Origin of the sequence: Streptomyces sp. S.PB5 (genome assembly GCF_030403745.1) — a bacterium.
Lineage (GTDB): Bacteria > Actinomycetota > Actinomycetes > Streptomycetales > Streptomycetaceae > Streptomyces.
This window is the reverse complement of the sequence record NZ_JAQMWP010000003.1, coordinates 230073-255166: the sequence shown is the minus strand read 5'-3', so window position 1 is coordinate 255166 and position 25094 is coordinate 230073. Positions and strand designations below refer to the sequence as shown.

Below are 25094 nucleotides of genomic sequence, written 5' to 3'. Positions count from 1 at the left end.
CGACCCGCATCCCACCCCCGACACCGAGAGGCCGACATGACCTCCCCGACCCTGCCCTCCACCGACTTCCACCACCTGGTCCGAACCGAACTCGGACTCCCCCTCACCGACGCCCAGTTCGCCGCCGACTTCGACGAACTCCCCGACTGGGACTCCCTGCTGCTCCTCAAACTGGTCGTCCTCCTCGAACGCGCCACCGGCCGGCGCATCGCGGTCTCCCGCCTCCTGGAGGCCCGCAGCCTCCAGGAGATCTACGACGAGGTGGTGACCCCGTGACCCCCAGGAAACCCCCGGCCCACACCACCCACCCCGTCCGGGACCGCCGCCACACCCTGCACTTCCTGGAGTTCGCCGCCGCCCAGCGCCCGGTGTTCCTCGACACCGACATCGACATGACCCAGGCCCACGCCCACCGCGACCGCGCCGACCGCCACTACTCCACCGTCACCTACGTCCTGCATGCGACGGGCCGGGTACTGGCCCGCCACCCGGAGGCCAACGCGGTCCTCGGCCGAGGCCACCGCATCCTCCGTTTCCCGCAGGTGACAGCCAAGCTGGCGCTGGACGCCCGGGTCCCCGAAGGCGACCGCATCGTGCTGTCGGCGCTCTTCCCCGCGCTGGAGTCCGCCTCCCTGGACGACATCCAGGACGGCGTCGACCGCTACCGCGAGGCCCCGGACGTCACCGCCCTCCCCGAGTTCCGCGGTGCCCGCACCCTCGCCCGCCTCCCTGCCCGGCTGGGCCGGCTGGCCTTCGGCGCGGCCCTGCGCAGCGCCCGCCGCCGCCCCGCCCTGCTCGGCACGGTCTCCGTGAGCTCCCTGGGCCACCGCCCCGTGGACGGCTTCCACTCCACGGGCGGCACGGCCCTCACCCTCACCTGCGGCCGTACGGCGCCCCGCCCGGTCGTCCGCGACGGCGACCGGATCGAGGTGGCCCCGCTGATGCGGCTGGGCCTCGCCTTCGACCACCGGGTCCTGGACGGCGCCGCAGCGGCGGACGTACTGGCCGACCTCAAGTCGGCCCTGGAGGAGGACTGGCAGGCCGCGTCCCGTACCGGCCACCTCCGTGAGATCAAGGCCGAGCAGTCGACCGGGCAGGAGGCGAACCCATGGACCACCTCGGCGAGTTGAAGTCGTACGCCCTGCTGCACGCCCGCAACCAGGGCATGACCGCCAAGGCCGCGGCCCAGACCCTGGCCCGGATCCACAACGACGACGAGGGCGACGAGGCCTCCTGGGCCAGGGTGTGGTCGGCCCAGGGCGACACCCTCGCGGCCCGTGGCCGCCTCCTGGACGCCTGCCGCTGCTACGCCCTGGCCCGCTTTCCGCACCCGGCCGGGGACCCGGAACGCGGCCGCGCCCAGCAGGCGGGCGTGGCCGCGTTCGACAAGTGGCGAGGAGCGCGCCGCCGAGGCATCGTCCGCCTCGAACTCGACCACCCGGAGGGCCCGTTGGCCTGCTGGGCGGCAGGCCTGGACCGCGGCCGCCCCCTCCTCGTCCTGATGGGCGGCATAGTCAGCGTGAAGGAGCAATGGGCGCCCCTGCTGCCCAAACTGACACGCCTCGGCTATGCCGCGGTCGTGACGGAGATGCCGGGCGTGGGCGAGAACCCCCTGCGCTACACGGCCGACTCCTGGCGCCTGCTGCCCTGGATCATGGACCGGCTGTCCTCCCGCGCCCGGACCACCGACACCACGCTCCTCTGTCTGAGCTTCAGCGGCCACATGGCCCTGCGCGCCGCCGCCGAGGACGACCGCGTCGGCCGCGTCCTGACCGTGGGCGCCCCGGTCGCCCACTTCTTCACCGACGACGACTGGTGGCCCCGCGTCCCCACGATCACCGCGACGACCCTGCGCAGTCTGACGGGCGCGACGGACATCGCCGAACTGCGCTCACTGCTCAAGGAGTTCCCTCTGGACCCGGCGCAACTCCACGGCGTACGGGCCGCTGTGCGGTATGTGGCGAGCGCCCGGGACGAGATCATCCCGCCCCAGGAGCAGACCCTGCTGCGCACCGCGCTCCCCGACGTACGGATCAAGCTGTTCGACGATGTGCACGGCTCACCGGACCATGCCGGTGCCCTGCGCCGCTGGCTGGTCCTGAACCTGCTCCGCCCAGCACGTGGTCGTGCAGCCGCGTGAGCGCCGGGCCGGGCCCGATCCCGAGCTCCTCGTGCAGGGATCGCCGCACCGCCCGGTAGGCCCGCAACGCGTCGGAGGCCCGCCCGGACCGGTGCAGCGCCACGATGAGCTGGCAGTGCAGCCGCTCCCGCAAGGGATGCTCCACGGCCAGCTCCATCAGCTCCCCGGTGAGTTCGTCGTGCCGCCCGAGCTTGAGATCGGCCCCGATCCGCTGCTCCAGCACCCCGAGCCGCTGCTCCTCCAGGCGAGTGGCGGCGGACCGCAGCACGACCCCCTGCGGAATCCCGGACAGCGCGGGCCCGCTCCACAGACCGAGCGCCTGCCCCAAGGTCCGCGAAGCATCGGCATACCGCTCCTCCCGCACCTCGGCGCGCCCCCGCTCGCTCAACTCCTCGAACAGCCGCAGATCCAGCTCCCCCGGCTCGACGTGCAGCAGATACCCGGGGGCCCTGCTGACAAGGGGCCGCCCGGCCCCGCTCTCCGCGAGGGCTTTACGCACATGGCAGACGTACACATGCAGCGTGCTGGACGCGGTACGGGGCGGCTCATCGGGCCACAACTCGTCGATGAGCGCCTCACTGGAGACGACGGTGCCGCCCCGCACCAGCAGCGTGGCGAGCACGGCCCGGGGTTTGGCAGCGGCGGGCGTGCGCGGGTGAAGACGCACGGGGCCCAGAACACGGAATCGCATGGTGCAGCTCCCCTCGTATGGAACTGCACCAACCCAACCCAACCCCGCTGAAGAAGCGCGGGAGCCCTGTAGGAGAGGCGAACTGCAACGGGCCCAAAGGGGCGCGGGGAACTGCGCGACCAGCCACAATCCACCCGCACCCGCCAACGATTCCGTCACCCCACAGACGAGTAGGCCACAACCCCTCGCAGCAACTGATCAACCGCCTTGCGCGCATTCTTCGCCACGGTCGCCCCCTCCCCACCAGAAACAGGAGCCGCCGCGGAAATCTGCCCCAGCACGTCGATCACCTGCTTGCACCACCGCACGAAGTCCCCCGCCGGCATCTCCGCCTCACGCAACACCTCGTCGAGCCCCTTCCCGGAGGCCCACATGTACGCGGACCAGGCGAACCCGAGATCCGGCTCCCGCTGCCCCACACCCTCGCTCTGGGTGATCCGGAAGTCCTCCTCAAGGGCATCGAGCCGCCCCCAGATCCGCACCATCTCCCCGAGCGCGGCCTTGGCCTTGCCGGACGGCAGCTTCGGCGCCATCGCGTCGTCACCGACCCGCGCCTCGTACACCAACGCCGAGACACAAGCCGCGAGTTCCGCAGGAGCAAGCCCCTCCCACACACCAGCCCGCAGACACTCACTGGCAAGGAGATCGAGCTCGCCGTAGAGCCGGGCGAGCCGCTTCCCGTGCTCGGTGACCTCGTCACCCCGCAGATAGTCCAGCTCGGTCAGCAGCGCCACGATCCTGTCGAAGGTCCGCGCGATGGTATTGGTACGGCCCTCGATGCGCCGCTCCAGCTGCGAGGTGTCCCGCAGCAGCCGGTGATACCGCTCGGCCCACCGCGCGTGGTCCTCGCGCTCGTCGCACCCATGACAGGGATGCGCCCGGATAGCGGTCCGCAGCCGGGCGATCTCGCGGTCGTCCGCCGCCTGCGCCCGCTTCTTGCGGGCCCGCTCGGGCGGAATGTGCCCCGCCTTGGTGCGCAGCGCGGACGCGAGATCCCGACGGGACTGCGGCGACCGCGGGTTGAAGGACTTGGGGATCCGCATCCGCTCCAGCGGCTCGACCGGCACCGGGAAGTCCATCGACGCCAGCCGCTTGACCTGCCGCTCGGCGGTCAGCACCAGCGGCCGCGGCCCGTCATGGTGCTCGAACCCACGGTGTCCGTTGGAGCGCCCGGCGGGCAGCCCCGGATCGAGGACCAGCGCGAGCCCGGCGTACTTGCCCGTCGGCACATGGATGACGTCACCCGGCTTGAGCTTCTCCAGCGCCGTGGCCGCCTCGGCCCGCCGCTGGTTCGCCCCCTGCCGCGCCAGCTCGGTCTCGCGGTCCTTCAACTCCCGCCGCAGCCGCGCGTACTCGTCGAAGTCGCCGAGGTGGCAGGTCATGGACTCCTTGTAGCCCTCGAGCCCTTCCTCGTTGCGCTGCACCTGCCGCGAGATCCCGACCACGGACTTGTCGGCCTGGAACTGCGCGAAGGAGGTCTCCAGCAGCTCCCGCGACCGATGCCGCCCGAACTGCTCCACGAGGTTGACCGCCATGTTGTACGACGGCTTGAAGCTGGACCGCAGCGGATACGTACGCGTACCGGCCAGTCCGGCCAGATGCTCAGGGCTGCTCCCGCGCTGCCACAGCACCACGGCATGACCCTCGACATCGATACCGCGCCGCCCCGCACGCCCGGTCAACTGCGTGTACTCACCGGGTGTGATGTCCGCATGCTGCTCGCCGTTCCACTTGACGAGCTTCTCCAACACCACCGACCGCGCGGGCATGTTGATACCCAACGCGAGTGTCTCGGTCGCGAACACGGCCTTCACCAGCCCGCGGACGAACAGCTCCTCGACGACCTCCTTGAAGGTCGGCAGCATGCCCGCGTGGTGGGCGGCGATCCCGCGCTCCAGCCCCTCAAGCCACTCGTAGTACCCGAGCACATGCAGGTCTTCAGTCGGAATGGCGGCCGTGCGTTCCTCGACGAGGGCACGCACCTTCCCCCTCGCCTCGTCGTCGTTGAGCCGCAGCCCCGCGTACAGACACTGCTGTACGGCGGCCTCGCAGGCGGCACGGCTGAAGATGAAGGTGATGGCCGGCAGCAGCCCCTCGGCGTCCAGCCGCTCGATGACCTCGGGCCGCCCCGGGGTCCACACCCGCGACCGCTGTCTGCGCTCGCGCTCCCGGTCGGCCTCGCGCATCGCACGGCCGCGTCTGCGGTCCTGGTACGAGGGGCGCTGCGCCTCCATCCGCGCGAGCCGGGTGAGGTCGGGGTTGACGGCCTTCTTCTGGCCCTCGCCCTCCTCGAACAGGTCGTACATCCGCCGCCCGGCGAGCACATGCTGGAACAGCGGCACGGGCCGGTGCTCGGAGACGATCACCTGGGTGTCGCCGCGGACGGTGTCGAGCCAGTCGCCGAACTCCTCGGCGTTGGACACGGTCGCCGACAGCGAGACCAGGGTGACCGATTCGGGGAGATGGATGATCACCTCTTCCCATACGGCGCCCCGGAAGCGGTCGGAGAGGTAGTGCACCTCGTCCATGACGACATAGCCGAGCCCGAGGAGGGTCTGCGAGCCCGCGTACAGCATGTTCCGCAGCACCTCGGTGGTCATCACGACCACCGGGGCCTCGGAGTTGACGCTGTTGTCGCCGGTGAGCAGACCGACCTTCTCGGCGCCGTAACGGCGGCACAGGTCGGCGTACTTCTGGTTCGACAGCGCCTTGATGGGTGTCGTGTAGAAGCACTTCTTGCCCTGTTGCAGGGCAAGGTGGACGGCGAACTCGCCCACGATGGTCTTGCCGGAGCCGGTGGGGGCGGCCACCAGCACGCCCTTCCCCGCTTCGAGCGCCTGGCAGGCCTCGATCTGGAAGGGGTCGAGACCGAAGTCGTACATCTCGCGGAAGTCGGCGAGCGCGGTGGCCTGCTCGGCTGCGCGCTTTCGGGCAGCCGCGTATCGCTCGGCCGGTGAGAGGTCCTCTGTCATCGTGCTTTCGAGCGTACCGGGCCCCACTGACAACAGGACGATCATTATCCGGATCCCGTCTTGTCAAACTCCGGGTCCGTGCACTTCAGAGCCCCGCGACCCGCACCGCGCCCGGGATGCAACGCGCGGTCAGCGGCAGCGGCCCGAGCGGCTCCCCGTCCGCGTACCCGGTGATGTGTTCTCCCGGGGGATACCCCCGGACCCCCGCCTCCGTGCTGAGCTCGACCTTCGCGGCCCGGTGCACGCTGACCTTGGCGTGCTCGACGTGCGTGCCCCGGTACACGCTGGGAAACACCCTGAGCAGCGTGGCCCGGCTGCAGTCCCCGACCACGGTGATGTCGAACAGGCCGTCGGTGAGGTCGGCCCCGGGACAGATCCGCATGCCTCCGCCGTACGACGATCCGTTGCCGACGGCGACGAGGGTCGCCTCGATCTCCTGGACCTCGCCGTCGTCGAGCCGGAGCCGGTACGGGAAGGGCTTGAACGCGGCCAGCTCGGCGATCATCGCGATGTCGTACTTGAGGCGTCCCGCGGGCCGGCGCATCCGGTTGCCCCGGTCGTTGACGCGGGAGTCGAAGCCGGAGGCGAGGACGGTGCCGAACCAGCGGCCGCCGGCCTGTCCGAGGTCGATGTCGCGCAGGTCGCCGCCCTTGAGGGCCGCGGCGATCCGCCGTCCCGCGGTGGCCGGGTCCCGTACGGGCAGGCCCAGGGCGCGGGCGAGGTCGTTGCCGGTGCCGACGGCGACCAGGCCGAGCGGGGTGGAGGTGCCGGCGACGGCCTGGAGGGCCAGGTTGGCCATGCCGTCGCCGCCGACGGCGATCAGGGCACCCGTGCCGTCCGCGACGGCGGCACGCGCGCGCGTGAGGGCGTCGTCGGCGTTCTCCCCGAGGACCGTCCGCACGGAGAAGCCGGCCGCCCGCAGAGCGGAAGCGGCCGGCTGCGCCGCGTGGGCGCCCCGGCCGCGCCCCGCGGTGGGGTTGACGAAGAGGGTGATCTCGCTGGTCACGTCACTGACCCTACGAGCCGCTTCCCGATCTTCAGGTCACGTCGTCATAACCGTTGACCCGGTCCGTTCCCGACGACTGCTCGGGCAGTGCCCGGGCGGCGGAGACGGTCTCGACCTCGCCGATGTCCTCGGGGGTCAGGTCCAGGTCGGAGGCCTCGTCGTCGGCGGGGCCCGCGGCGTCGCGGCGACGTCGGCGCTTGTCGTTGAGCAGTGAGAACAGCGTCGCGCCGAAGTACAGGACCCAGATGGGACCGGCGAGCGCGAGCATGCTCAGCGGGTCCGTGCTCGGCGTGGCCACGGCGGCGAACACGGTGATACCCATGATCATTCCGCGCCACCAGCCGAGCATCCGCTTGCCGGTGATCATGCCGGTGAGGTTGAGCATGACCAGGAGCAGCGGCAGCTCGAAGGAGAGGCCGAAGACGATCACCATGCGGGTGACGAGCTGGAGCAGATCGTCCAGCGGCAGCAGGTTGTCGATGTCGCCGCTCGGTGTGAAGTCGATCAGTACCTTCGCGGTGGTGGGGAGCACCGAGTACGCGAAGTAGCCGCCGCCGACGAACAGCGGGGCGCCCGTGAAGACGAAGGCGTAGGCGTACTTCTTCTCGTGCCGGTGCAGACCCGGGGCGACGAACGCCCAGAGCTGGTACAGCCAGATCGGCGAGGCGATCACGATACCGGCCATCAGCGAGACCTGGAGAGCCAGGTTGAAGGGCGCGAGCAGGCCGTTGATCGTGATCCGGGCGCACTTCTCACTGGTCTCGGACGAGCTGGCGAGCTGCTCGAAGGTCTTGTCGCAGCCGATCGAGTCGAGGATCGGCTTCGTCAAGAAGTTGATGATGTCGTTGTAGAAGAAGGCTGCGACGACCGTCACGAGGACGATGGCCAGCAGCGCCTTCGCGAGCCGGTTGCGGAGCTCACGAAGGTGCTCCGCGAGGGGCATCCGCCCCTCGGGATCCTTCTCCTCTTTGCGGGCAGACTTCAGCAACCCACGTTCCCATCTCGTGCGGCGGGCCGGAGGTCACCGGCCCTGTGTCAGCGCTTGGTCGTGTCCGTCGGCTCGGTGACCGGGCGGGAGCTGGTCACATCACCGGGGGCGGCCTGGATGGTGCGCTGGACCTGGGGCTGCTGGTCGTCCTGCGGAGGGGCGGACGCGGCGGTCGTGTTGTCCTGGCCCTCGGACTTCATCGCCTTCGCCTCGCTCTTGAGGATGCGGGCGGACTTGCCGAGCGAGCGCGCCATGTCGGGAAGCTTCTTCGCGCCGAACAGCAGGATGATGACGACGAGGATGAGAATGATCTCGGGGGCGCCGAGCCTTCCGAACATAAGTCTTTACCTTCTCACCGAGGCGGCTGGGGTGGGGTGCTGTCCGACCGGTCGGACAGGTGTCCGAACGATCGTGTTGTCAGCGATCGTAACGCTCAGGGGTGAACGTGAGGCAATCCCCGTGCGTACTCCCGGTCCGCGACCCGGGCCTCGTTCTCCGGTCCGCGACCTGCAGCGTACCCGGCCAGGAGCCCGGGGTGACAGGGCGAAGTGACCCAAAACGCTTGCGGCGCAGGACTCACACGCGGTGCACAGCGGGTCTCACAGGGCGTCCACAGCGCGGGCGGTGCTCACGGCGGCCCGCTCCAGGTCCTCCGCGGCCCTGCTGATGCGCTGCGCCGAGTCGGAGACCTGGCGTCCGAGACGCTGCGCCTCCACGAAGACACGCACGGCGAGCACACCGAGAACGGTGAGACCCACAAAACCCACAGCGATCGCGAACATCGGCCAGAACATGCTGCCGAGCCTAGAGGGTCGAGTGCAGCCGCAAGGTCCTGACCCCGCCGCCGGTCAGCAGCTCCACGATCCGCTCCCCGGCCGGCTTGCGGACGGACGCTCCGCAGTCGGGGCAGGTGAAGGAGTAGAAGGTGGTCTTGCTGCTGGCTCCGATGGCCAGCCGCAGCGCCCCGGCGGCGAGCTCGAAGCGGCCCCGGCAGTCGGGGCAGCCCGCCCGGAACACCATCGGCGACACGCTTCGCATCCCGGCGAACGCGGACGCCACCGACATCTCCTGCACTCCAGGGGTCGCCGACTCGCTCAAAGCTCTTGCTCCTGCCTGTCGCCCTGCCCGCCGTACCGGCCTTCGTGCTGCCCGTCGTCGTCCGTGTGAGTTCGGTGTGAACCCTGCCGGGCTCGCGAGGAGCCCTGTGCCTCGACCCCGTCGTACGCCGCCAGCGCCTCGCGGGCCGCCTGCCGGGCGCTGTCCGCCAGCTCGGGCGGCGAGACGATCCGCCCGTCGCGGCCGAGCCGCAGCGCCAGACGCCGCAGGGACGCCGGGTCGGGGGTGCGCAGGGTAATACGCAGCCCGCCGTCGGGAAGCTCATCCGCACTGTCGTGCGGGTAGTATTCGGCGACCCAGCGCCCGCCCGGACCGACCTCGACGACGACCTCAGGGTCCTCGGCGGCCGGCTGCACCAGCGCCTCCGAGAGGTCCCGCAGCTCGATCTCGGGCGGCGCGGACTGCTCGTCCAGGATCTTGATCTCGGCGACCCGGTCGAGCCGGAAGGTGCGGCGCGCCTCGGAGCGGCGGCACCACGCCTCGACGTAGGTGTGGCCGACGCTGACCAGGCGGATCGGGTCGATCTCGCGCTCGGTGACCTCGTCACGGGCGGGCGAGTAGTAGCGGATCCACAGGCGGCGCCGCTCCGAGATGGCCCGGTCGACGTCCGCGAAGACCCCGCCCTCGGACTCGAAGGTCACCGACAGCCGCGCACTGGCGCCCGCCTGCTCGCCGGCCGCCGCCTCCACCTTCGCCGTGGCCCGCAGCAGCGCCTGCCGGTCGCCCTCGCGCAGCCCGGGCAGCGTCGAGACGGCCCGGGCGGCGACGAGCAGCGCGGTCGCCTCGTCGGCGGCGAGCCGCAGCGGCTCGGCGACGTCATCGGGGTTGTGCCACCAGATCCGCTCACCGTCGGTGTCGATGTCGAGGAGATCCCCGCCGCGGAAGCTGGTGCCGCACATGGGCAGCACATCGAGGTCGGAGACCAGTTCGTCCTCGGTGATCCCGAAGGCCCGGGCGACGTCCTCCACGCGGGCGCCGGGCCGCTCCTTGAGATACGTCACCAGGGACAGCATCCGCCGGGTCTGGTCGATGGCGTTGACGGGCCTGACCGGTTTGCCTGCCACTGTGTTTCCCGCTCCCCCTCAGCCCTTGGCCACGGCACGCAGCCGGTCCACCACATCGGCCCGCAGCTCCGCGGGCTCCAGGACCACTACGTCGGGCCCGAACTCCACCAGCCAGGCGTCCAGGCCATGGCCGTACGGGATCTCCAACTCGTCCCAGCCGTCGCCCAGTTCCCGCACCTCGGTGGCCTTCGCCCGTAGCGGGTAGCCCGCGTCCGTGCGCAGCCGGATCAGCGCGCTGCGGTCCGCGGTCTCCCCCGCCCAGCTCGCGACGGTCTCGCGGACGGTGACGACGTCGGGCACCTCGGCGGTGAAGCGGGTGCCGCGCGAGCGCACCTTGCCGGTGATCCGGGACAGCCGGAAGACCCGCTCGGCGTCCCGGTCGCGGTCCCAGCCGGCCAGATACCAGTGGCCGCGCCAGCACTCCAGCGCCCACGGCTCGACATGCCGGGTCTCCGGGCGGGCGGCGGTGGCCTTGCGGTACTCGAAGACCACCGGGCGGCGGTCGCGGCAGGCCAGCATCAGCGGCTCGAACGCGGCCTCGTGCACAGGGATCCGGGGTTCGAGGGCGCCATGGGCCTCGTACGGGTCCACGTCCTCGGGCAGTCCGGCCGCGCGCAGCTTCTGCAGGGCGCCGCTGGCCGCACCCGCGAGGCGGGCCTGCTGCCACACCTTGGCGGCGAGACCGAGGGCCGCGGCCTCCTCGGCGTCGAGCGTGATGGGCGGCAGCCGGTTGCTGTCCCGGCGGGCGAGATAACCGACCTCGCCGTCCAGGTTCTCCACGGTCTCGATGACGAGGCCGAGTTCGCGCAGATCGTCCTTGTCGCGCTCGAACATCCGGTTGAAGGAGTCGTCGCTGTTGGCTTCGAGGTAGGCCTCGATGGACTCACGCAGCTCACGCTTGCTGAGCGGCCTGCGCGTCCCCAGCAGACACAGCGCCAGGTTCATCAGCCGCTCGGCCTTGGCAATGGCCATCGACGCCCTTCGCCTCCCTATGGTGCTTACGGACGATGACCGTACCGCCCTGAGGTGGCGCGGCAAAAGCCGAGGGCCCATGCCTGGACAGGCATGGGCCCCAGCCGATCGAGAGTGATCGTACGACGATCAGACGCCGAGCAGGTCGACGACGAAGATCAGCGTCTCGCCGGCCTTGATCGCCGGGGTCGGGCTCTGGTTGCCGTAGGCGAGGTGCGCCGGGATGGTCAGCTGGCGGCGGCCACCGACCTTCATGCCCTGCACGCCCTGGTCCCAGCCCTTGATGACACGGCCGCCACCGAGCGGGAAGCGGAACGGCGTACCGCGGTTCCAGCTGGCGTCGAACTCCTCGCCGGTGCTGAAGGAGACACCCACGTAGTGCACGGTGACGGTCTGACCCGCCTGGGCCACCTCGCCGTCGCCCTCCCAGATGTCCTTGATCTCGAGGTCGGCCGGGGGCGCGCCCTCGGGGAAGTCGATCTCGGGCTTGTCGATGCTCACGTCACTAGCTCCTGCTTGTTCACGGAAAGGCAACAGGGACAGTCTTACACCCCTGACGGGTCACATCTTCGCCAGGATGTCGACGCTGAAGACGAGCGTCGAGTCCTTCTTGATGCCGCTGCCCTGCGGCGGGCTGTCGCCGTAGCCGAGGGACGGCGGGATGACGATGAGGACCCGGCTACCCACCTTCTTGCCCGTCAGTCCCTGCGACCAGCCCTTGACGACCTGCGTCAGCGAGAACGACGTCAGCGCCTTGCGGCTGTACGTCGAGTCGAACTCCTTGCCGGTGTCCCACAGCACACCCTTGTACTGGACGAGCACGCTGTCCTGGGCGCCGACCTCCTCACCGTCACCCTCGAGGACGTAGTCCGCCACCAGCTTGGTGGGCGCGTCCGACTTGGGAATGTCGATGGAGGGCGCCTTGCCGTCGGTGTTGGTGCCCACCTTCGGCAGGCCGGTGTCGTCCTGCGCGACCGTCTTGCCGTCGGCCGAGCTCTTGGCGTTGAAGGTGTTCTGGATGTCGACGACGAAGACCAGGGTGTCGGTGCCCTTGATGCCCGCCTGCGCGTTGCCCGTGCTGCCGTATCCCCACGCGGGCGGGGTGGCGAACAGGACGCGGCTGCCGGTCTTCTTGCCCGCCAGGGCGTAGCGCCAGCTGTCGATGATGCTGCTCTGGGCGAGCTGGATGATCAGCGGGGTCTTGCGGTCGTAGGAGTTGTCGAAGACCTTCGCCGTGCTCCAGATCTGGCCGAGGTAGTTGGCCTGGATGAAGTCGTTCTCCGCGACGGTCCGGCCGCTGCCCGCGATGACCGTCTTCACCGCGAGGTCCTTCGACGGCTCACCGCTGCCCTTGGCGACCGTCGGCTTCTCGTCGAACTTCGCGCCCGCGGTGATCGCCGGCAGCGGACCGTCCACGATCTTCGGCGCCGGCGCGCCGGACGTGGCCGAGGCGGAGGGCGAGGGGCTGTCGCTCGCCTCCGCCGAGCTGGACCCGTCGTCGTCGCCACACGCGGCGAGCGTGGCCATTCCTGCGGGTACGGCAATCAAGAGTGAGCGTCGGCGCACGGTGGGGGCCTCGTAATCGGTCGATCTTGTGGATGGCGTGCGCGCAACTCTACGGCGTGAGAAGGGCGCCGTACGGATAACGTACGGCGCCCGTGTGGCGTTCCGGCACTCGCGCGGAACGCATTGCTCACATGCCGGCGATCAGCTTCTCCACGCGATCGTCGACGGAACGGAACGGGTCCTTGCACAACACGGTGCGCTGTGCCTGGTCGTTGAGCTTGAGGTGCACCCAGTCGACCGTGAAGTCCCGGCGCTGTTCCTGGGCCCGGCGGATGAAGTCACCGCGAAGACGGGCCCGAGTGGTCTGCGGGGGCACGGACTTGCCCTCGAAGATCTTCAAGTCGTTGCAGATACGGGCGGCTTGGCCCTTCCTCTCCAGCAGGTAGTAGAGCCCCCTGCGACGGTGGATGTCGTGATACGCGAGGTCTATCTGTGCGACCCGCGGGTGGGACATGGTCATGTTGTGCTTGGCCCGGTACCGCTCGATGAGCTTGTACTTCATGACCCAGTCGATCTCGGTGCCGATCCGGTCGAGGTCCTCGGCCTCGATCGCGTCCAGCGTGCGGCCCCACAGCTCCAGGACCTGCTCGACGGTGCCGGTGCGGATACCGCGGCGCTCCACGAAGTCCACGGCCTTCTCGTAGTACTCGCGCTGCACCTCCAGCGCGGAGGCCTCCCGGCCGCTGGCCAGACGCACCTTGCGCCGGCCGGTGATGTCATGGCTGACCTCACGGATCGCCCGGATCGGGTTCTCCAGGGTCAGGTCACGCATCACGGTGCCCGCCTCGATCATGCGCAGCACCAGGTCGGTCGCGCCGACCTTCAGCAGCATGGTCGTCTCGGACATGTTCGAGTCGCCCACGATGACGTGGAGACGGCGGTAGCGCTCGGCGTCCGCGTGCGGTTCGTCACGCGTGTTGATGATCGGGCGCGAGCGGGTCGTCGCCGAGGAGACGCCCTCCCAGATGTGCTCCGCCCGCTGGCTGACGCAGTAGACCGCGCCACGCGGCGTCTGCAGCACCTTGCCGGCACCACACAGAAGCTGTCGCGTGACGAGGAACGGAATGAGGATGTCCGCGAGCCGGGAGAACTCCCCGTGGCGTGCGACGAGATAGTTCTCGTGACAGCCGTAGGAGTTGCCCGCCGAGTCGGTGTTGTTCTTGAAGAGGTAGACGTCGCCCGCGATTCCTTCCTCGTGCAGGCGTCGTTCGGCGTCCACCAGGAGTCCTTCGAGAATGCGCTCGCCTGCTTTGTCGTGCGTGACCAGTTCCGTCACGTTGTCACATTCGGGAGTCGCGTATTCCGGATGTGACCCGACATCGAGATAGAGGCGGGCGCCGTTTCGCAGAAAGACATTGCTGCTGCGGCCCCATGACACGACACGGCGGAAGAGGTACCGCGCCACCTCGTCGGGAGACAGGCGGCGCTGTCCCCTGAACGTACATGTGACGCCGTACTCGTTCTCCAGCCCGAAAATGCGGCGGTCCATGAGTGAACATTACGCCCGATCCCCTGTGCTGAAACGGGGTTCGACGCCACGGTTTGGATCATTTTCCGATGAAGCCGCAACCACCCCCCGCCCACCGGGAGCTGCGAGGACCCGCCCGGTGGCCAGCAGAACCAGCAGCGAGACACCCCCGGCGACACCCGGCACGGCGAACCCCCACAGCGCCCCTCCGGCCTCTACGACCGGCCCCGCAAGGCCCGTTCCGACCGACGCGCCCACGGTGAACGTCGTCACCAGCCAGGAGAACGCCTCGGTGACCGTGCCGCGCGGCGCGTGCCGGTCCACCAGCACGAAGGCACAGGCGATGGCGGGCGCCAGGAACACCCCGGCGACCACCGTGAGTAGCACCATCGCCACCACCCCGGGCATCAGCATCAGCGGCAGGTAACACACCGCCAGAAGGGCCACCAGCACCTGCAGTCGGCGGGCCGGCTCACCGGTCCACTGCCGCGCCCCGTACACGGTTCCCCCGACGAGGGCGCCCAGACCGATCGCGGCCATCAGCCAGCCGTACACCGCGTCACCGCCGTGGTCGTCGGCGTACGGCACCGAGGCGACCGTGATGGAGCCCAGCGCGATGCCGACGAAGATGAACGCCCCGAGCATCGCCAGCAGCCCGGGCGAGCGCAGCGCGCCGAGCCAGTGCGCCTCGCGCGGTGCCGAGCGCCACGCGCGCGACGGCGCCGAGACGACCACGGAGAGCGCGCCGAGCACACCGATGACGTTCAGCACGAGCAGCGCGGCCTGCGCGGACCACAGCGAGGTGCACAACGTCACCAGCAACGGCCCCACGGTGAACATCACCTCCTGCGCCACGGCGTCCATCGCGTACGCCGTGTGCACCCGCTCCTCCTTGCCCAGCACGCCCGGCCACAACGCCCGCAGACCGCCCTCCAGCGGCGGCGTGAACAGCCCGGCGACAGCCACGGCCCCGTAGGCCGCCGCGAGCGCCCCGGGGCCCGTGAAGGCGAACAGAGCCATCGCGAGAGCGGAGACGACCGCGGCGGGCAGCTGGACCCGCGGCTGCCCGTACAGATCCACCAGCCGGCCCAGCACCGGCTGCCCGACGGCATTGGCCACGCCGTAGACCGCCGCCAGCGCCCCGGCAAGGCTGTACGAGCCGCCCTCCGCACGGACGAACAGCACGATCGCGATCGCGGCGGTGGCATTCGGCAGCCTGCCCACCAGAGTGCCGACGAGCAGCCTGGTCGCATACCGCGTCCGGAGGATCTCCAGGTATCCCGCAGCCATGTCCCGCCTCCGAGTCATACGTATAACGTCCTCTGTCATACGTACCATGTGCGCTGTTCGCAGGTCCAGACGAAAGAGCAGGTCCACGGTGGCACGCAACAGCACGCGCCCGACCAGCCGGGACGTCGCGCTCGCAGCCGGGGTGTCCCAGGCGGCCGTCTCGCTGGTGCTGGGCGACAAATGGCGCGGCAGAGTCTCCGAGACCACCGCCGAGCGGGTCCGGGAAGCCGCCCGCGAGCTCGGCTACCGACCCAACCTCGCCGCCCGCAACCTCCGCCTGGGCCACACCCGCACCGTCCTGCTCGTCGTCCCGGCCCTCACCACGGAATTCTTCGCCGGCGTCTACACCGGCGCCGCACGCGTCGCAGCCGACCACGGCTTCGGCGTCGTCCTGTACCCCTCCCCCGAGGGCATCGGCCCGGCCCGGGACCCCTTCGCCTCCGCCCAGGCCGCCCTGGACGGCGTCATCGCCTCATCCATGGCCGCCGACGCCCTCACCGCGATCCGCGGCGACCAACTCCCCCTCGTCATGCTCGACAGCGACCCCACAGGCAGCCTCGGCGCCGCGACCGTCAACCTCGACATCGCCGACGGCGTCCGGCAGACCGCCGAGCACCTGCTCGGCCTCGGCCACCGACACCTCCTGCACCTCGCCGCGGACGTCGCGTCCTGGACCTTCGAGGTCCGCGCCCGCGAACTGCACACGCGTGTGAACGCCGTCCCCGGCACCACCCTGACGACGGCCCGCGCCCCCATCTCCATCGAAGGCGCCCAGCACGCCACCGAGACCGCCCTCTCCGCCCCCGGCCCCCGCCCGACCGCCGTGATCTGCGACGACGACAAACTCGCCGCAGGCGCCTACAAAGCCGCCCGGCGCCTCGGCCTCCGCATTCCCGAAGACCTCTCCGTCACCGGCCTCGACGACCTCGCCCTCGCCACCGCCATCGACCCCGAACTGACCACCGTGCGCCTCGACGCGGAACTCTTCGGCGAGCGCGGCATGCAAGCCCTGCTGGCCGTCCTGGACAACCGCGAACCGGAAGGCGACGACATCCCCGTCGAACTCGTCGTACGGGGCTCCACAGCCCCGCCCAGAGCCTCCTGAACGCCCTGTGCCCCGGCCGAACAGTCGGCCGGGGCACACAGAAAGGCGGGATGAGACGCGGGACTACTCCCCCTCGTCGGAGCTCTCCGCCTCGGTGGCGGCACCGTCGGTCTCCAGCAGCCGCGACAGCTGACGGCCCACGATCCGCTTGAACTTCCGCTGCTGAGGACGCGTACGGTCCAGCACCGCAACCTCCAGACGCTCCGCGGGAATCTCCCGCTGCGTGCCATTGGTGTCCCGGGACAGCGCCTGGACGGCCAGCTTCAGAGCCTCCGCGAGACTCATGCCGTCCTCATGACGCTGATCGAGATACCCGCTGATCTGCTCGGCATTGCCACCGACCGCGACCGAACCGTGCTCGTCCACGATCGAACCGTCATGCGGCAGCCGATAGATCTGATCACCGTCAGGCGTCTCCCCGACCTCAGCCACGACCAGCTCCACCTCGTACGGCTTCTCGGCCGCCGAAGAGAAGATCGTGCCCAACGTCTGGGCATACACATTCGCCAGACCACGCGCAGTCACGTCATCACGGTCGTACGTGTACCCACGAAGATCGGCATACCGCACGCCACCGATCCGCAGATTCTCGTACTCGTTGTACTTACCGGCGGCCGCGAAACCGATCCGGTCATAGATCTCGCTGAACTTGTGCAGCGCACGGGACGGGTTCTCGCCGACGAACACGATGCCGTCGGCATACTGCAGCACGACCAGGCTGCGACCGCGAGCGATGCCCTTACGGGCGTACTCCGCCCGGTCGGCCATGGCCTGCTGGGGGGAGACATAGAACGGCGTCGACACCGGTTATCCGTCCCTTTCTGTAGAAGTCACTGCGATCACCTCAACAAGAACAGAGCGCCCGCCGCCTACAGCAGCGCGGCCCGCGGACCGTCGGGCTGCTCCAGACGCCGCTCCAGAATCGAACGAGCGATCTCGGACGACTCCTCGTCGGAGATCCGACGGAAACCGTCCTCGGTGATCACGGTGACGATCGGATAGATCCGGCGGGCGACATCAGGACCACCGGTCGCCGAGTCGTCGTCAGCCGCGTCATACAGCGCCTGCACCACGAGCGTCGTCGCCTGCTCCGCGGTCAGATCGTCACGGAACAACTTCTTCATGGCACCACGCGCGAAGATCGAACCAGAACCGGTCGCCGCGTAGTTCAACTCCTCGGAACGCCCACCCGTGACGTCGTACGAGAAGATCCGCCCGCGCTCCCGATCCACGTCATAGCCGGCGAAGAGCGGCACCACGGCCAGCCCCTGCATGGCCATACCGAGGTTCGACCGAATCATGGTCGACAGCCGGTTCGCCTTGCCCTCCAGCGAGAGCTGCGCCCCTTCGACCTTCTCGAAGTGCTCCAGCTCCAGCTGGAACAGCTTCACCATCTCCACGGCGAGACCGGCGGTACCGGCGATCCCGACGGCCGAGTACTCGTCGGCGGGGAAGACCTTCTCGATGTCCCGCTGCGCGATGACATTCCCCATGGTCGCCCGCCGGTCACCGGCGAGCACGACACCGCCCGGGAAGGTCACGGCCACGATCGTGGTGCCGTGCGGCGCCTCGATCACGCCCTGCGTGGGGGGCAGTTGACGCTTACCGGGCAGCAACTCCGGCTGGTGCTCGGAGAGAAAGTCCATGAAGGACGACGACCCAGGCGTCAGGAAGGCAGCTGGTAGACGCCCGGTGCTACGAGTGTTGGCTTCCACGCGATTCCTTCCACGTATGTTGCAGCCCGCCTTATGACGTCGGGCCGATCCTTGAACTGCCCCAGCGCAGCGTTGCAGCTGAAGCACAGTACGCCTCGGACCCTACCCGTCTCGTGGCAGTGATCCACATGCTCGGGCAACGCCGCCAAACATATGCAGCAGACGCCCCCTTGAGAGGCGATCAACTCGTCCCGCTCGCCTTCGGTCATGCCGTACTGCCGCTTCAGATGATCCTGCCTGCCCTGGACCGCCCGGCAAGCTTTGGAGCGCGTCGACAGACCGTCAGAGGCCGTGGCATTGCGGTGCCACACACTGTGCGGCTTGACCTCGCCGCATGTCCGGCAGAGCTTGTGCCCAGCCGGGACCTCCACCTGCTCCCGAACCGACTTGCCCATGGCCTCCCGGCGCCGCCGGTAATGCGCGGCGCTGTACTCCGCCACACACTCCCGACAGTGCACCTGGAGGCCATCACGCCGATTCTCGTCCCGCGCGAATGCAGCAAGCGGCAGATCTCGCCGACACTTCCTGCACTGCTTGGCGTCCCGCTCCTCAACCACCCTGATCCCCCGCCACCTTCAATTCGAAGGCAAAGTGGCCAAATGAACTTTACTGTCCACCTTTTTGCACGAAGGAGCGCACGAAATCCTCGGCATTTTCCTCGAGTACATCATCGATTTCATCGAGAACCGAGTCCACGTCATCGCTCAGCTTCTCGTGCCGCTCCTTGAGGTCCTCCGAGCCCTGCGCCTCCGCAGTCTGCTCCTCGGCCTCTTCGGTGGAGCGTGTGGCCTTCTGCTGGCCGCCGCCGGTGTCCTTGGTTGCCATAACCCTCACCCCGCTCGTTTCGCCCGACATGGTCGCCAGGTCGGCTATCCGCCGATCGGTGATGATCAGACCCTACAAGCCGGGTCTGACATCGGCCCCGTAGTTTCCTCAACGTACGGGAGCCATCTCGATGATTCCCGGGCGCCGGGGTTTCCACCCTGTCCGGCGCCCTCGATCCGGGTACCCGCTCAGCCGCCGGACAGGACCCTGACCAGGTCTTCCGCGGTGCGACAGCGGTCCAGGAGCTCCTTGACGTGATTACGCGTTCCGCGAAGCGGTTCCAGGGTTGGAACGCGCTGGAGGGAGTCCCGGCCCGGGAGGTCGAAGATCACCGAGTCCCAGGAGGCCGCGGCGACGTCGTCGGCGTACTGCTCCAGGCAGCGGCCCCGGAAGTACGCACGGGTGTCCTCCGGCGGCTTCGTACGGGCCCGCTCGACGTCGGTCTCGTCCAGGAGGCGCTTGATGCGGCCGCGGGCCGCCAGACGGTTGTAGAGGCCCTTCTCGGCCCGTACGTCCGCGTACTGGAGGTCGAGGAGGTGCAGCTTGGCCGCGTCCCAGTCGAGGCCGTCGCGGCGCCGGTAGCCCTCCATGAGTTCGCGCTTGGCGACCCAGTCGAGTTCGCCTGCGAGGCTCATCGGGTCGTTCTCCAGGCGGTTGAGAGTGTCCTCCCAGCGGGCCAGGACGTCCTTGGTCTGGTCGTCGGCGTCGGAGCCGAAGCGTTCCTCGACGTATTTGCGGGACAGTTCGTAGTACTCCATCTGCAGCTGGACCGCGGTGAGTGTCCGGCCGCTGCGGAGTGTGACCAGGCGCTGGAGTGTGGGGTCGTGGGAGACCTGGTGGAGGGTGCGGACGGGCTGGTCCACGGCCAGGTCGACGGCGATGAAGCCGTCCTCGATCATCGACAGGACCAGGGCGGTCGTGCCGAGTTTCAGGTAGGTCGAGATCTCGGAGAGGTTCGCGTCGCCGATGATCACGTGGAGGCGGCGGTACTTCTCCGCGTCCGCGTGGGGCTCGTCCCGTGTGTTGATGATGGGGCGCTTGAGGGTCGTCTCCAGGCCTACCTCGACTTCGAAGTAGTCCGCGCGCTGGCTGATCTGGAAGCCGTGTTCGTGGCCGTCCTGGCCGATGCCTACGCGGCCGGCGCCGGTGACGACCTGGCGGGAGACGAAGAAGGGCGTGAGGTGGCGCACGATGTCCGAGAAGGGGGTCTCCCGCTTCATCAGGTAGTTCTCGTGTGTGCCGTAGGAGGCGCCCTTGTTGTCGGTGTTGTTCTTGTAGAGGTGGATGGGCTGGGCGCCGGGGAGCTGTGCGGCTCGTTCGGCGGCTTCGGCCATGATGCGTTCGCCGGCCTTGTCCCAGAGGACGGCGTCGCGGGGGTTGGTGACCTCGGGGGCGCTGTATTCGGGGTGTGCGTGGTCGACGTAGAGGCGTGCGCCGTTGGTGAGGATGACGTTGGCGAGGCCGATGTCCTCGTCGGTGAGCTGGCTGGAGTCGGCGGCCTCGCGGGCGAGGTCGAAGCCTCGCGCGTCCCGCAGCGGGTTCTCCTCCTCGAAGTCCCAGCGGGCCCGGCGGGCCCGGTGCATCGCCGCCGCGTAGGCGTTGACGATCTGGGACGAGGTGAGCATGGCATTGGCGTTGGGGTGGCCGGGGACGGAGATCCCGTACTCCGTCTCGATGCCCATTACTCGCCGTACGGTCATGCGGCCCTCCTTGCCCGGCGGCGCCCTCGGTCGGGGGCGGCGCTCAAGTACCGCTGGCGCTCCGGTGCGTGTGCGGTGCCCGTCCCCGCACTGCGCGACTCGGCGGTACCGAAGAGCCTAGAACGGCTTTGCGCTGGTGGGGAGATCATTTGCGTCATTGCCTTGCACGCCTTTTGTTCCGGTTAGTTGCCTGAAAAACAGTCGGCTGCGGGTACCCGGTGAGGGCACCCGCAGCCGCCCTGTTTTTACAGGTACTGGCCGGTGTTGGCCACCGTGTCGATGGAGCGTCCGGTGTCGGCGCCCTGCTTTCCGGTGATGAGGGTACGGATGTAGACGATCCGTTCGCCCTTCTTTCCGGAGATGCGGGCCCAGTCGTCCGGGTTGGTGGTGTTGGGCAGGTCCTCGTTCTCCTTGAACTCGTCCACGCATGCCTGGAGGAGGTGGGAGACGCGAAGGCCCTTGGAGTTGTGGTCGAGGAAGTCCTTGATCGCCATTTTCTTGGCGCGGCCCACGATGTTCTCGATCATGGCGCCGGAGTTGAAGTCCTTGAAGTAGAGGACTTCCTTGTCGCCGTTGGCGTAGGTGACTTCCAGGAAGCGGTTTTCCTCGGATTCGGCGTACATGTGCTCGACGGCCGTCTGGATCATGCTTTCGACGGTGGTCGTCTTGCTGCCGCCGTGCTCGCCGAGGTCGTCGGAGTGCAGCGGGAGGCGTTCGGTGAGGTACTTGCCGAAGATGTCCTTGGCGGCCTCGGCGTCGGGACGTTCGATCTTGATCTTCACGTCCAGGCGGCCGGGGCGCAGGATGGCGGGGTCGATCATGTCCTCGCGGTTGGAGGCGCCGATGACGACCACGTTCTGCAGGCCTTCGACACCGTCGATCTCGGCGAGGAGCTGGGGGACGATGGTGTTCTCCACGTCCGAGCTGACGCCGGATCCGCGGGTGCGGAAGAGGGATTCCATCTCGTCGAAGAAGACGATGACGGGTGTGCCCTCGGAGGCCTTCTCGCGTGCACGCTGGAAGACGAGGCGGATCTGCCGCTCGGTCTCGCCGACGTACTTGTTGAGGAGTTCGGGCCCCTTGATGTTGAGGAAGAAGCTCTTGCCCTGGGCCTGGCCGGTGACCTCGGCGACCTTCTTGGCCAGCGAGTTGGCGACGGCCTTGGCGATGAGCGTCTTGCCGCATCCGGGGGGTCCGTAGAGCAGGACGCCCTTGGGCGGGCGGAGTTCGTGCTCCTTGAACAGGTCCGGGTAGAGGTACGGGAGCTCGACGGCGTCGCGGATGGCCTCGATCTGGCCGCCGAGTCCGCCGATCTGCTCGTATCCGATGTCGGGGACTTCTTCGAGGACGAGTTCTTCGACCTCGCTCTTGGGAACGACTTCGTAGACGTAGCCGGAGCGGGGTTCGAGCAGGAGGGCGTCGCCGGGGCGGATGGTGATGTCCAGCAGTGGCTCGGCGAGCCGCACCACCCTTTCCTCGTCGGTGTGCCCCTGTACGAGGGCGCGTTCGCCGTCCTCGAGGATCTCCTTGAGGGTGACGATGTCGCCGACGCTCTCGAACTCCATGGCCTCGACCACGTTGAGTGCTTCGTTGAGCATCAGTTCCTGGCCGCGCCGGAGCTCTTCGAGTTCGACGCTTGGGCTGACGTTCACGCGGAGTTTGCGGCCTCCGGTGAAGATGTCGGCGGTGCCGTCCTCGTTGGCCTGCAGGAAGACTCCGAAGCCGGCCGGGGGCTGTGCGAGCCGGTCGACTTCCTCCTTGAGGGCCACGATCTGGTCGCGGGCCTCGCGGAGTGTGTTGGCGAGTCGCTCGTTCTGGGCGGACACGCCGGCCAGGTTGGTCTGCAGCTCGACGATCCGCTCTTCGAGAATCCTCGTGTGCCGCGGAGAGTCGGCGAGCTTGCGTCGCAGGACGGCGATCTCCTGCTCAAGGTAGGCAATCTGCCCGGCCGGGTCGTCGGACCCTCGTCCCGGGCGGATGCCGCGGTTCATGTCGTCGTCGTGGGCTGCCACGGTCCTCACCTCCTCCAAGGGGAGCTGGACGCTTCCAGACCCTACCTGGGTGGGTGTCGATTGAAACCCCTAGATCACAAAGAGTGTCAAGGTGTGTCGTCGGTCACCCTGCGCCATCCCTCACGCCGTGTGGATACCCAGTCAACGTGATTAAGAAGCCGACTGTTCCAAGGCAGGAGTGCTCGAAATCTTCCGCGGCGGGCGTGAGTTGCCCGCAGCGCCGCCGGTCGGGGGCATGTCGGGGGCGGGGCGCAGGGGCATGTACTTGTTCGAGCGGCTCTGCATCGGCCCCCGACCGGGTCCTGAGCGCGTCCGGTGCGGGCTGACGGAGCGTGTGCGGGTGAGCACGTTCCGGGCGGGCTTGGCGGGCGGGGAGGCGCGGGTAGGGTCGAGGTGACCGACATGGGGAACGACGGGAGCGATGAGCGTGCAGCAGGAAGCCGTGGTCGACGGTGGGGCTCTGGAGGTCTGGATCGATCAGGATCTCTGTACCGGCGACGGCATCTGTGTGCAGTACGCGCCGGAGGTCTTCGAGCTGGACATCGACGGGCTGGCCTATGTGAAGGGTCCGGACGACGAGCTGCTCCAGGACAAGGGCGCCACGACGCCCGTGCCGCTGCCGCTGCTCACGGACGTGGTGGACTCGGCCAGGGAGTGCCCGGGTGAGTGCATCCATGTGCGCCGGGTCGCGGACCGGGTCGAGGTGTACGGGCCCGAGGCCGGCTGATCCGGCGGGCGGGCGCCGGGTGCGCCCGCCTCAGACGCTCTGGGCGCCCGCGGGGGTGGAGCGGACGAACGCGCCGTTCTTCCACTGCCACTTCGCGCTGCTGTCGACGTCGGGGCAGCAGCGGGGCACGGAGTCGGAGGAGTAGCCGATCATGTCGGCGGTGACCGTGGCGTCGGAGACGGTGAGTGTCCTGACGGTGATCTGGTCCTTGGGGGCGATCAGGGTGGCCACGACGCGGGGGGCTTTGGCGTCGGCGGCCTGGGTGAGGACGTAGACGGCGTCGGGCGGGGTGCCCATGGGGGCGTCGCAGTGGACGACGGCCACGGTTTCGGGCCTGCTGTCGCCGTCGAGGTCTCCGGATGCCTTCTTGACCACGAGCGCCTTGACGGGGCCGCAGTCGATCGGGAAGTCGACGTCGGCGGGGTTCGGGGCGGTGGCGGTCGCGGGGGCGTGCTGCGACCGGGGGCCGGCGGCCTGGGCGGCGGTGGCCGGATGCGGTTGGAGGACCGAGGAGAGGGCCACGACGCCTGCGACTGCCGTGGCGGTGGCGACCCAGTGGATCGGACGGGTGTGGGTGTGAGCGAGTTCCGGAACTGCGGATTGCTGCACTAGGGGTGACTCCCGGGAGGGCTGGTGCCGGTGGGGGTGGCCAGCATGGTGCCACACGTCACAGGGCAGCGGAACGGCGGGGTCACCGCGTCGTCTCGCGGCCTTGCGTTTTCTGGCGTGGTGTCAATGAAGTGGTGTCAATGAAAAGGCGCCGTGGTGGAGTTCCCGAAAGGTTTCGGGAACTCCACCACGGCGCGGTTGCGTTGTACGCGGCACGGGGCCGCCTCAGCGGCCGGTGCCTCCGTCGGCGTTGGGGCCGGCGTAGTCCTCGCCGTAGGCGCCCTTGGCGGGGCGGCGGCGGCGCATGGGCGGCTCGACGCCGTCGGCGAGGCGGCGGGCGGTGAGCAGGAAGCCGGTGTGGCCGATCATCCGGTGGTCCGGGCGGACGGCGAGGCCCTCGATGTGCCAGTTGCGGATCATCGTCTCCCAGGCGGTCGGCTCGTTGAAGGAGCCGATCTCGCGGATGGACTCGACGGTCCGGGCGAGCTGGGTGGTGGTGGCGACGTAGCAGCACAGGATGCCGCCGGGGACGAGGGCCTTGGAGACGGCCTCCAGGCACTCCCAGGGGGCGAGCATGTCGAGGATGACGCGGTCGACGTCGGTGTCGGACAGGTTGTCCTGGAGGTCGCCGACGGTGAGCTGCCAGGCGGGGTGGGGGCCGCCGAAGTAGCGCTCGACGTTCTGCTGGGCGATCTCCGCGAAGTCCTCGCGGCGCTCGTAGCTGTGCAGCATGCCCTGGTCGCCGATGGCGCGCAGCAGGAAGCTGCTGAGCGAGCCGGAGCCGACGCCGGCTTCGACGACGCGTGCGCCGGGGAAGATGTCGGCGAAGGCGAGGATCTGCCCCGCGTCCTTGGGGTAGACCACGGCGGCGCCGCGGGGCATGGACAGGACGTAGTCGGGGAGCAGGGGGCGCAGCGCGAGGTAGGCGACGTTACCGGTGGTGCGGACAACGCTGCCCTCGGGAGCGCCGATCAGCTCGTCGTGGGGGAAGGAACCCTTGTGGGTGTGGAAGTTCTTTCCCTCTTCGAGCGTGAACGTGTAGTGGCGGCCCTTGGGGTCGGTCAGCTGAACCTGGTCCCCGACCTTGAAGGGCCCGCGCCTGCGGGCGGCACCGGTCGGTTCGGACAT

The 25094-nt window shown here is 69.1% G+C and carries 26 protein-coding genes; 5 read left to right on the top strand and 21 right to left on the bottom strand.

Going from position 1 to position 25094, the window contains the following annotated elements; all coding sequences use genetic code 11:
- Window positions 1-36 precede the first annotated feature (36 nt).
- The 3 genes from PH203_RS10000 to PH203_RS09990 are packed head-to-tail and all read left to right on the top strand — an operon-like array spanning window position 37 to window position 2140.
- Complete coding sequence (locus PH203_RS10000) at window positions 37-276, top strand: phosphopantetheine-binding protein (protein ID WP_289918744.1); 240 nt, start codon at window positions 37-39, stop codon at window positions 274-276.
- A complete protein-coding gene (locus PH203_RS09995) occupies window positions 273-1130 on the top strand; it encodes a 2-oxo acid dehydrogenase subunit E2 (protein ID WP_289918743.1) in 858 nt (285 codons plus the stop codon). The genes PH203_RS10000 and PH203_RS09995 overlap by 4 nt, the downstream gene beginning before the upstream one ends.
- Window positions 1109-2140, top strand: coding sequence for an alpha/beta hydrolase (locus PH203_RS09990; RefSeq protein WP_289918742.1), 1032 nt, complete (start codon window positions 1109-1111; stop codon window positions 2138-2140). Before PH203_RS09995 ends, PH203_RS09990 begins: the two co-directional genes overlap by 22 nt.
- On the opposite strand, the gene PH203_RS09985 is transcribed toward PH203_RS09990, so the two are convergent.
- The 13 genes from PH203_RS09985 to PH203_RS09925 form a co-directional block, all read right to left on the bottom strand.
- A complete protein-coding gene (locus PH203_RS09985) occupies window positions 2034-2831 on the bottom strand; it encodes an AfsR/SARP family transcriptional regulator (RefSeq protein ID WP_289918741.1) in 798 nt (265 codons plus the stop codon). The two genes, PH203_RS09990 and PH203_RS09985, sit on opposite strands and share 107 nt — an antisense overlap.
- Before the next feature lie 155 nt (window positions 2832-2986).
- Window positions 2987-5848, bottom strand: coding sequence for a DEAD/DEAH box helicase (locus PH203_RS09980; protein ID WP_289918740.1), 2862 nt, complete (start codon window positions 5846-5848; stop codon window positions 2987-2989).
- Between the two features lie 40 nt (window positions 5849-5888).
- A complete protein-coding gene (locus tag PH203_RS09975; RefSeq protein WP_289918739.1) occupies window positions 5889-6809 on the bottom strand; it encodes a diacylglycerol kinase in 921 nt (306 codons plus the stop codon).
- 31 nt (window positions 6810-6840) lie between these two features.
- The gene (tatC, locus tag PH203_RS09970) at window positions 6841-7797 is read right to left on the bottom strand and encodes a twin-arginine translocase subunit TatC (protein ID WP_289918738.1); all 957 of its coding nucleotides are present in this window, start codon (window positions 7795-7797) and stop codon (window positions 6841-6843) included.
- 47 nt (window positions 7798-7844) lie between these two features.
- Window positions 7845-8135 carry a Sec-independent protein translocase subunit TatA gene (gene tatA / locus PH203_RS09965; protein ID WP_289918737.1) on the bottom strand — a complete coding sequence of 97 codons (291 nt, stop codon included), beginning with the start codon at window positions 8133-8135 and terminating at the stop codon, window positions 7845-7847.
- Between the two features lie 261 nt (window positions 8136-8396).
- Entirely contained in the window at window positions 8397-8591 is a 195-nt protein-coding gene (locus PH203_RS09960; protein WP_289918736.1) for a hypothetical protein, read from the bottom strand.
- A gap of 10 nt (window positions 8592-8601) precedes the next feature.
- Entirely contained in the window at window positions 8602-8895 is a 294-nt protein-coding gene (locus PH203_RS09955) for a hypothetical protein (RefSeq protein WP_289918735.1), read from the bottom strand.
- Window positions 8892-9977 (bottom strand): WYL domain-containing protein, encoded by a 1086-nt coding sequence (locus PH203_RS09950; protein ID WP_289918734.1) that lies wholly within the window; start codon window positions 9975-9977, stop codon window positions 8892-8894. Before PH203_RS09950 ends, PH203_RS09955 begins: the two co-directional genes overlap by 4 nt.
- Before the next feature lie 18 nt (window positions 9978-9995).
- Window positions 9996-10949, bottom strand: coding sequence for a WYL domain-containing protein (locus PH203_RS09945; protein ID WP_289918733.1), 954 nt, complete (start codon window positions 10947-10949; stop codon window positions 9996-9998).
- Between the two features lie 129 nt (window positions 10950-11078).
- Window positions 11079-11450 (bottom strand): FKBP-type peptidyl-prolyl cis-trans isomerase, encoded by a 372-nt coding sequence (locus PH203_RS09940; RefSeq protein ID WP_289918732.1) that lies wholly within the window; start codon window positions 11448-11450, stop codon window positions 11079-11081.
- 60 nt (window positions 11451-11510) lie between these two features.
- Window positions 11511-12515, bottom strand: a complete 1005-nt coding sequence (locus PH203_RS09935) for an FKBP-type peptidyl-prolyl cis-trans isomerase (protein WP_289918731.1) — start codon at window positions 12513-12515, stop codon at window positions 11511-11513.
- Between the two features lie 127 nt (window positions 12516-12642).
- Window positions 12643-14004, bottom strand: coding sequence for a Pup--protein ligase (pafA, locus tag PH203_RS09930; protein WP_033531667.1), 1362 nt, complete (start codon window positions 14002-14004; stop codon window positions 12643-12645).
- Window positions 14005-14013: 9 nt separating this feature from the next.
- A complete protein-coding gene (locus PH203_RS09925) occupies window positions 14014-15273 on the bottom strand; it encodes an MFS transporter (protein WP_289918730.1) in 1260 nt (419 codons plus the stop codon).
- An 88-nt stretch (window positions 15274-15361) separates the two neighbouring features.
- On the opposite strand from PH203_RS09925, the gene PH203_RS09920 reads away from it, so the two are divergent.
- Window positions 15362-16378 (top strand): LacI family DNA-binding transcriptional regulator, encoded by a 1017-nt coding sequence (locus PH203_RS09920; protein ID WP_289918729.1) that lies wholly within the window; start codon window positions 15362-15364, stop codon window positions 16376-16378.
- Between the two features lie 63 nt (window positions 16379-16441).
- On the opposite strand, the gene prcA is transcribed toward PH203_RS09920, so the two are convergent.
- The 6 genes from prcA to arc all read right to left on the bottom strand — a co-directional run bounded on the left by prcA (window position 16442) and on the right by arc (window position 22630).
- Window positions 16442-17182: a proteasome subunit alpha gene (gene prcA / locus PH203_RS09915; protein WP_289918727.1), complete on the bottom strand. Its 741-nt coding sequence runs from the start codon at window positions 17180-17182 to the stop codon at window positions 16442-16444.
- 65 nt (window positions 17183-17247) lie between these two features.
- The gene (gene prcB / locus PH203_RS09910; RefSeq protein ID WP_289918726.1) at window positions 17248-18093 is read right to left on the bottom strand and encodes a proteasome subunit beta; all 846 of its coding nucleotides are present in this window, start codon (window positions 18091-18093) and stop codon (window positions 17248-17250) included.
- Window positions 18045-18650 (bottom strand): endonuclease VII domain-containing protein, encoded by a 606-nt coding sequence (locus tag PH203_RS09905; RefSeq protein WP_289918725.1) that lies wholly within the window; start codon window positions 18648-18650, stop codon window positions 18045-18047. The genes prcB and PH203_RS09905 overlap by 49 nt, the downstream gene beginning before the upstream one ends.
- A 49-nt stretch (window positions 18651-18699) precedes the next feature.
- The gene (locus PH203_RS09900) at window positions 18700-18918 is read right to left on the bottom strand and encodes a ubiquitin-like protein Pup (protein WP_289918723.1); all 219 of its coding nucleotides are present in this window, start codon (window positions 18916-18918) and stop codon (window positions 18700-18702) included.
- A 188-nt stretch (window positions 18919-19106) separates the two neighbouring features.
- Window positions 19107-20618 carry a depupylase/deamidase Dop gene (gene dop, locus PH203_RS09895; RefSeq protein WP_354671238.1) on the bottom strand — a complete coding sequence of 504 codons (1512 nt, stop codon included), beginning with the start codon at window positions 20616-20618 and terminating at the stop codon, window positions 19107-19109.
- Window positions 20619-20863: 245 nt separating this feature from the next.
- Window positions 20864-22630 (bottom strand): proteasome ATPase, encoded by a 1767-nt coding sequence (arc, locus tag PH203_RS09890; protein ID WP_289918721.1) that lies wholly within the window; start codon window positions 22628-22630, stop codon window positions 20864-20866.
- Window positions 22631-23051: 421 nt separating this feature from the next.
- On the opposite strand from arc, the gene PH203_RS09885 reads away from it, so the two are divergent.
- Window positions 23052-23357, top strand: coding sequence for a ferredoxin (locus PH203_RS09885; RefSeq protein ID WP_289918718.1), 306 nt, complete (start codon window positions 23052-23054; stop codon window positions 23355-23357).
- 30 nt (window positions 23358-23387) lie between these two features.
- Here the strand turns inward: PH203_RS09885 and PH203_RS09880 are convergent, their stop codons facing one another.
- Window positions 23388-23966 (bottom strand): hypothetical protein, encoded by a 579-nt coding sequence (locus PH203_RS09880; RefSeq protein ID WP_289918716.1) that lies wholly within the window; start codon window positions 23964-23966, stop codon window positions 23388-23390.
- Window positions 23967-24191: 225 nt separating this feature from the next.
- Entirely contained in the window at window positions 24192-25094 is a 903-nt protein-coding gene (locus tag PH203_RS09875; RefSeq protein ID WP_123759663.1) for a tRNA (adenine-N1)-methyltransferase, read from the bottom strand.

Excerpts from the sequence above, each read along its gene's own strand:
- tatA (WP_289918737.1), bottom strand. The coding sequence starts at position 8,135 with ATGTTCGGAAGGCTCGGCGCCCCCGAGATCATTCTCATCCTCGTCGTC.
- PH203_RS09925 (WP_289918730.1), bottom strand. The coding sequence starts at position 15,273 with ATGGCTGCGGGATACCTGGAGATCCTCCGGACGCGGTATGCGACCAGG.
- PH203_RS09990 (WP_289918742.1), top strand. The coding sequence starts at position 1,109 with ATGGACCACCTCGGCGAGTTGAAGTCGTACGCCCTGCTGCACGCCCGC.
- PH203_RS09945 (WP_289918733.1), bottom strand. The coding sequence starts at position 10,949 with ATGGCCATTGCCAAGGCCGAGCGGCTGATGAACCTGGCGCTGTGTCTG.
- PH203_RS09980 (WP_289918740.1), bottom strand. The coding sequence starts at position 5,848 with ATGATCGTCCTGTTGTCAGTGGGGCCCGGTACGCTCGAAAGCACGATG.
- PH203_RS09875 (WP_123759663.1), bottom strand. The coding sequence starts at position 25,094 with ATGTCCGAACCGACCGGTGCCGCCCGCAGGCGCGGGCCCTTCAAGGTC.
- PH203_RS09885 (WP_289918718.1), top strand. The coding sequence starts at position 23,052 with ATGAGCGTGCAGCAGGAAGCCGTGGTCGACGGTGGGGCTCTGGAGGTC.
- dop (WP_354671238.1), bottom strand. The coding sequence starts at position 20,618 with ATGACCGTACGGCGAGTAATGGGCATCGAGACGGAGTACGGGATCTCC.
- pafA (WP_033531667.1), bottom strand. The coding sequence starts at position 14,004 with ATGGACCGCCGCATTTTCGGGCTGGAGAACGAGTACGGCGTCACATGT.
- PH203_RS09985 (WP_289918741.1), bottom strand. The coding sequence starts at position 2,831 with ATGCGATTCCGTGTTCTGGGCCCCGTGCGTCTTCACCCGCGCACGCCC.
- PH203_RS09960 (WP_289918736.1), bottom strand. The coding sequence starts at position 8,591 with ATGTTCTGGCCGATGTTCGCGATCGCTGTGGGTTTTGTGGGTCTCACC.
- PH203_RS09900 (WP_289918723.1), bottom strand. The coding sequence starts at position 18,918 with ATGGCAACCAAGGACACCGGCGGCGGCCAGCAGAAGGCCACACGCTCC.
- PH203_RS10000 (WP_289918744.1), top strand. The coding sequence starts at position 37 with ATGACCTCCCCGACCCTGCCCTCCACCGACTTCCACCACCTGGTCCGA.